This window comes from Phytoactinopolyspora endophytica (assembly GCF_004138495.1).
GTDB classification, from domain to species: domain Bacteria; phylum Actinomycetota; class Actinomycetes; order Jiangellales; family Jiangellaceae; genus Phytoactinopolyspora; species Phytoactinopolyspora endophytica.
Genome location: NZ_ML142851.1, coordinates 491,760 through 497,751 on the forward strand (window position 1 = coordinate 491,760; position 5,992 = coordinate 497,751).

At 68.1% G+C, this 5,992-nt stretch carries 8 protein-coding genes; 7 read left to right on the forward strand and 1 reads right to left on the reverse strand.

Annotated features, from left to right (window positions below):
• The 6 genes from ELR45_RS40550 to paaE all read left to right on the forward strand — a co-directional run.
• A partial coding sequence (locus tag ELR45_RS40550) for a MaoC/PaaZ C-terminal domain-containing protein (RefSeq protein WP_240759276.1) occupies nt 1–573 on the forward strand: 573 nt, incomplete at its 5' end.
• Between the two features lie 60 nt (nt 574–633).
• Complete coding sequence (gene paaA, locus ELR45_RS08115) at nt 634–1,623, forward strand: 1,2-phenylacetyl-CoA epoxidase subunit PaaA (protein WP_129664943.1); 990 nt, start codon at nt 634–636, stop codon at nt 1,621–1,623.
• Nucleotides 1,624–1,669: 46 nt separating this feature from the next.
• Nucleotides 1,670–1,960, forward strand: coding sequence for a 1,2-phenylacetyl-CoA epoxidase subunit PaaB (gene paaB, locus ELR45_RS08120; RefSeq protein ID WP_129664945.1), 291 nt, complete (start codon nt 1,670–1,672; stop codon nt 1,958–1,960).
• Nucleotides 1,961–2,043: 83 nt separating this feature from the next.
• Complete coding sequence (locus ELR45_RS08125) at nt 2,044–3,225, forward strand: 1,2-phenylacetyl-CoA epoxidase subunit PaaC (protein ID WP_420813836.1); 1,182 nt, start codon at nt 2,044–2,046, stop codon at nt 3,223–3,225.
• A gap of 5 nt (nt 3,226–3,230) precedes the next feature.
• Entirely contained in the window at nt 3,231–3,926 is a 696-nt protein-coding gene (gene paaD / locus ELR45_RS08130; protein WP_129664949.1) for a 1,2-phenylacetyl-CoA epoxidase subunit PaaD, read from the forward strand.
• Nucleotides 3,927–5,009, forward strand: a complete 1,083-nt coding sequence (gene paaE, locus ELR45_RS08135; protein ID WP_129664951.1) for a 1,2-phenylacetyl-CoA epoxidase subunit PaaE — start codon at nt 3,927–3,929, stop codon at nt 5,007–5,009.
• A 49-nt stretch (nt 5,010–5,058) separates the two neighbouring features.
• Here paaE and ELR45_RS08140 read toward each other — a convergent pair whose 3' ends face one another.
• Complete coding sequence (locus ELR45_RS08140) at nt 5,059–5,538, reverse strand: CGNR zinc finger domain-containing protein (protein WP_129664953.1); 480 nt, start codon at nt 5,536–5,538, stop codon at nt 5,059–5,061.
• Between the two features lie 106 nt (nt 5,539–5,644).
• Between ELR45_RS08140 and ELR45_RS37205 the strand changes: the two genes are divergently transcribed.
• Nucleotides 5,645–5,992: alpha/beta fold hydrolase (locus ELR45_RS37205; RefSeq protein WP_205856219.1), on the forward strand; the 348-nt coding region annotated here is incomplete at its 3' end.

A 5,992-nucleotide genomic window follows, 5' to 3' on the forward strand; every position in this document is an offset into this window, starting at 1 on the left:
ATCCGCGGCGTGCTCCATCACATGCGGCGCACTGCCGTCCAGGCGTCGCCGAAGACGCTGGCCGCCGTCACGAACCAATGGGTGAGCGGTGCGCCACGTGGCGACACGGGCGTGCACCCGTTCCGCAAGTCGCTGGCCGAGCTTCGGGCCGGGGACACGGTCGTCGCCGGGCCGCGAGCCGTGACCCGCGAGGACATCGACCATTTCGCCGAGTTCACCGGTGACCGGTTCTATGCTCATACCGACGAGCAGGCCGCGGCGGCCAACCCGTTCTTCGACGGCGTCGTCGCCCACGGGTACCTGGTCGTCTCCCTCGCCGCTGGGCTGTTCGTCGACCCCGAGCCCGGGCCCGTGCTGGCCAACTATGGGCTGGAGAACCTGCGGTTCCTGACGCCGGTGAACCCGGGCGACGAGCTGACCGTGACGCTGACGGCCAAGCAGATCACACCGCGGGTCGACGCCGACTACGGCGAGGTGCGCTGGGACGCCGACGTCACCAACCAGAACCAGGAGTCGGTGGCGAAGTACGACGTCCTCACCCTGGTTGCCAAGGAACACTCCCATGATCATTAACCGGTGGACGCATCATGACTGGTCTGAAGAGTTGATGATCATGGGAAGTGGGGAGGATCGATGACGACGGAAACGGACGCGGCGACGCCGGACCTGGAGGCGCATTTCCAGCGGACCGTTGACCGCGACCAGCGGATCGAGCCGCGGGACTGGATGCCCGACGGCTACCGCAAGACGCTGATCCGGCAGGTGGCGCAGCACGCACACTCCGAGATCATCGGGATGCAGCCGGAAGCCAACTGGATCACCCGCGCACCGTCGCTGCGCCGTAAGGCGATCCTGCTCGCCAAGGTCCAAGACGAGGCCGGTCATGGCCTGTACCTGTACTCGGCGACAGAGACGCTGGGAGCGGACCGCACCGACCTGACCGAGAAGCTCATAGAGAGCCGGCAGAAGTACTCGTCGATCTTCAACTATCCGACGCTGACCTTCGCGGACGTCGGCGTGATCGGCTGGCTGGTGGACGGTGCGGCGATCTGCAACCAGGTCCCGCTGTGCCGCAGCTCCTACGGGCCATATGCGCGCGGGATGGTGCGGATCTGCAAGGAGGAGTCGTTCCATCAGCGGCAGGGTTACGAGCTGCTGATGACGATGATGCAGCGTGGCACCGAGGCGCAACGCCGGATGGTGCAGGACGCGACCGAGCGGTGGTGGTGGCCGTCGCTGATGATGTTCGGCCCACCGGACACCGGGGACGCAGCCTCGACTTCCGGTCATACCCAGCAGTCGATGGCGTGGAAAGTGAAACGGCATACCAACGACGAGCTGCGGCAGCGGTTCGTCGACATGACGGTGCCGCAGGCGGACGTGCTCGGCGTGACGCTGCCGGATCCGGAACTGGCCTGGAACTCCCGCCGTGGGCACTACGACTTCGGCGAGATCGACTGGGACGAGTTCAAGCAGGTGGTGTCCGGGGGTGGGCCGTGCAACGCGGAGCGGCTGGCGCAGCGGCGGCGCGCGCACGAGGACGGCGCCTGGGTCCGCGAGGCCGCTGCCGCTCACGCCGCCAAGCACGCCTCCCATGATCATCAACCGATGGACGCATCATGACCGGCCTGATCGTTGATGATCATGGGCGAGTGGGGAAGGGAGATCGATGAGTGCGCAACGTGACTGGCCGCTGTACGAGGTGTTCGTGCGCAGCAAGCGCGGGCTGAACCACGTGCATGTCGGCTCGCTGCACGCCGCGGACGCCGAGATGGCGCTGCGGCACGCGCGGGACCTCTACACCCGGCGCAACGAGGGCGTCAGCATCTGGGTGGTGCGGTCATCCGAGATCACAGCGTCCAGCCCGGACGAGAAGGACCCGTTCTTCGCACCGTCCGCGGACAAGGTCTACCGCCACCCGACGTTCTACGACATCCCCGAGAACGTCCCGCACATGTAGGGGATGAGCGAACGTGACCACGCATGCAGTCAAGATCATGATCCCAAAAGTGCCCCTATCGGGGCTCAAAACGGATCATGATCATGAAACTCGGGTGTCGGTGGCCCGGTCCGCACAGTTGGGAAGGGAGTGAGGTGAACGCCGTGTTCGACAATGCGTACGAGGCGATCATCGACGGCGACTCCGATGCACGCTGGGCGTTCGGCACCGGTTTCGAGGATCCGTTGTCCGGTGTGGACACGTCCCTGCCCGCCGGCGTCGACGGCGCCGACCTGGCGGCGTACTGCCTGATGCTCGGCGACGACGCGCTGATCATGTCGCACCGGCTGCAGCAGTGGTGCACCAGCCTGCCTGAGCTGGAGGAGGAGGTGGCGGTCGCCAACATCGGGCTCGACCTGCTCGGCCAGGCCCGGTTGCTGCTCTCCCGGTCCGGCGCGGCGCAGGATGGAGTTGGCGTCAGAGCCGGTGCTCGCCGCACAGACCCCGATGAGTCGGGCGGAACACCGGACGACGACGCCGGTCGCCCAGGGCGGGAAGGGGCGACGCCGGCCGGCCAGGCGCGGGGGAACGGTCCCGGGACCCGGCCGCACGAGGATCATTACGCGTACTTCCGCGACGAGCGCGAGTTCCGCAACGTCAGGCTGGTCGAGCTGGAGAACGGCGACTTCGCAGAGCTCATCGCACGCCTGCTCGTGTTCTCGACGTGGCGGCTGGCCCTGTTGAACCGGCTTACCGCCTCCGGCGATCCGGTGCTGTCCGCCATCGCCGCCAAGGGCGTCAAGGAAGTCACATACCACCGCGACTACGCCGCGCAGTGGACAGTGCGGCTCGGCGACGGGACTGACTACTCGCACCAGCGGATGCAGGCCGGTCTCGACGCGGTCTGGCCCTATGTCGGGGAGCTGTTCGTCGCCCACGCCGTCGAACAGCGGCTCTCCGCACGCGATGGGACCTGCGTAACGCCGCAAGCCGCTGCGCCGAAAGCCGGGACGACGGAAGCCGAGGAGAGGAACCACCCGGATGCGGATGGCGCCGGTATGGACGATCCGACTGCGATGAGCGTCGACCCGTCAACGGTGCGCGAGGAGTTCGATGACGTCCTCGCGCAGGTGCTCAAGGCGTCGACGCTGCAGCGTCCGGACGTCGCCGCGCTCCCGGGTGTGGGCGGCCGAACCGGCCGGGACGGCGTGCACACGGAGGCCATGGGATATCTGCTGGCCGAGATGCAGAGCGTCGCCCGCGCTCACCCGGACGGGGTCTGGTGAGGCCGATGTCGACCTTCACGACGTCCGGCATCCGCGCGTGGCAGGGCGGTGCGTCCGGCCCAGACTCGAGTGAAAGGTCTGGGCAGGCAGTCAAGGACGATGCCGCTCGCGCCTGGGCGGTCGCCGGGACGGTCACCGACCCGGAACTGCCGATGCTCACCCTTGCCGACCTCGGGGTTCTTCGCGACGTCCGGGCCGACGGGGGACGGGTCGTCGTGTCGATCACCCCGACCTACACCGGGTGCCCGGCCATGGACACGATGCGCGACGACCTGGTGCATGCGCTCAACCGCGCCGGTTACGACGACGTCGAGGTGCGCACGGTGCTGAGCCCGCCGTGGAGCACCGATTGGATCAGCGACGACGGCCGGCGCAAGCTGGCCGAGGCTGGGATCGCGCCGCCCGGCGCCGCACCGACGCACCCGAGCGGGCCCATTCCACTGACGCTGACGACCCGCCGACCGGCAGATGTGCCCGCCTCGGCGGCGAGCAGGACCGGGGATGTCGTGGATGAGGCTCGGGCCTCGTCTCACGGTGCGTTCTCCGCCGACGGGCAGGACGCGTCCGAGACGGGCGTGGCGTGTCCGCGCTGCGGGTCGGCCCAGACCGAGGAGGTGTCCAGGTTCAGCGCCACCGCGTGCAAAGCGCTGCGCCGGTGCCGTGCGTGCCAGGAGCCCTTCGAGCACGTCAAGGAGATCTGAGTGGCCGCGAACACGAAAGCTCGACTGCGTGGGAGATTCCACCCGCTGACGGTCAGCCAGGTCGACCGCCTCTGCGACGACGCGGTGGCGGTGACCTTCGACGTCCCCACCAGCCTCGCCGAGGAGTATGCGTTCCGGGCCGGGCAGTCGCTGACGGTGCGTCGCCGGGTGGACGGCCGCGACGAGCGTCGTTCCTACTCCATCTGTGCACCGGAAGGGGACACCCCACGGATCGGCGTGCGTCAGGTGCCGGACGGTGTGTTCTCCAGCTGGCTCGTGCACGACGTCCGGCCCGGTGACGAGGTGGAGATCGGCACGCCGACCGGAAACTTCACCCCGGACGCGGACCGGCCCGGCCATCATGTCCTGGTCGCCGCCGGGTCCGGGATCACGCCGGTGCTGTCGATCGTCGCGACGGTCCTCTCCAATCCGGAGTCCGCGGTCACGCTGTTCTACGGCAACCGCCGCACCGACACCGTGATGTTCGCCGATGAGCTCGCCGATCTGAAGGATCGCTACCCAGACCGGTTCCAGCTGGTGCACGTCCTTTCGCGAGAGCCGCGCGACGTCGAGTTGTTCACCGGCCGGTTGGAGACAACCAAACTTGACGACCTGCTCGATGTGCTCGTGGACGTCGAAGGCGTGGACCACTGGTGGCTGTGTGGCCCATACGAGTTGGTCATCGGCGCCGAGGACCTGCTCAAGCGCAGGAGTGTGCCCTCGGAGCGTATCCACCACGAGCTGTTCTATGTCGACGACGTCCCGCCGCCCCCCGTCCGGCACGAGGACGCACCGCCCTCCGGCGCGACGAGCGAGGTCACCATCGTGCTCGACGGGCGGTCTACGACGACGAGCCTGCCGGCCGCCACACCGGTGCTCGACGGCGCCCAGCGGGTCCGTCCGGATCTGCCGTTCGCGTGCAAGGGCGGGGTGTGCGGCACCTGCCGGGCGAAGGTGACCGAGGGCGAGGTGACCATGCGGCGCAACTTCGCGTTGGAGGAGTCCGAGGTCGAGGCCGGATTCGTCTTGACCTGCCAGTCACTGGCTTGCACGGAGAAGGTCACGGTCGACTACGACGCATGAGCGGGGTCGTAGCCGGCCCCCTGAGCGCGCTTTGGCGCCTGGGGGCGGATCAGCGGGTGCGTTCGTAGTGGCGGCGTGCTTTTTCGCGGTTCCCGCAGACAGCCATTGAGCACCATCGGGCGCGGTTGGCGCGGCTGCGGTCGAGCAGGAACAGCTGGCACTGGTCGTTGGCGCAGGGGCGTAGCCGGCCGGGTAGTTGCTTCTCGGTGGCGGCCCAGGCGAGGACCACCTCGACGGCCAGCCGGGCATGCGGAGGAGTCTTGACGGTCCATTGAAGACCGTCCGAAGTGAGCTCCGGGATCTGGTGGACCCCTTCGAGCAGCGGGCTCAACGCGGCCGGCGAGCTTTCTCCCCTCACGACGTCCTGCAGGGCGTCCCGCGCCTCGCGCAGCAGCGCCAGTTCCGCGAGGCTGCCCTCTCCGCCGTGCTCCCGCGCCCAGCGTCTGCCTGCGCCCGGGTCGCGGAGCGCGTCCTGCTCCTCGGCGTTGACCAGTGGCCTGCTGTTGAGCAGGTCCAGCAGCGCGTCCATTGGGTGTCGCTCCCTCTCTAACTAGATCGAGTCGTTTGACAGGTTAGCTCAGCCTGTGCTTGTATGACGAGGAACTAACCACATTAAACATTCGAAGGGGTTAGAAATGAACTCGGTTCACTACCGGACCGCCACCGTCGAGGGCCACGAGATCTTCTACCGCGAAGCCGGCCCTGCCGACGCCCCCGCCATCGTCCTGCTGCACGGCTACCCAACCAGCTCGTTCATGTTCCGCGAACTCATCCCGCTGCTGGCCGGGGACTACCACGTCATCGCGCCGGACCACCTCGGCTTCGGCCACTCCGACGCTCCCCCCTTGGGGGAGTTCGCCTACACCTTCGACGCCCTCGCCGAGCTCACCTCCGGGCTGCTCGACCAACTGGGCCTGGACCGCTACGCCCTCTACGTCCAGGACTACGGCGCCCCCATCGGATGGCGCCTCGCGCTCAAGCAC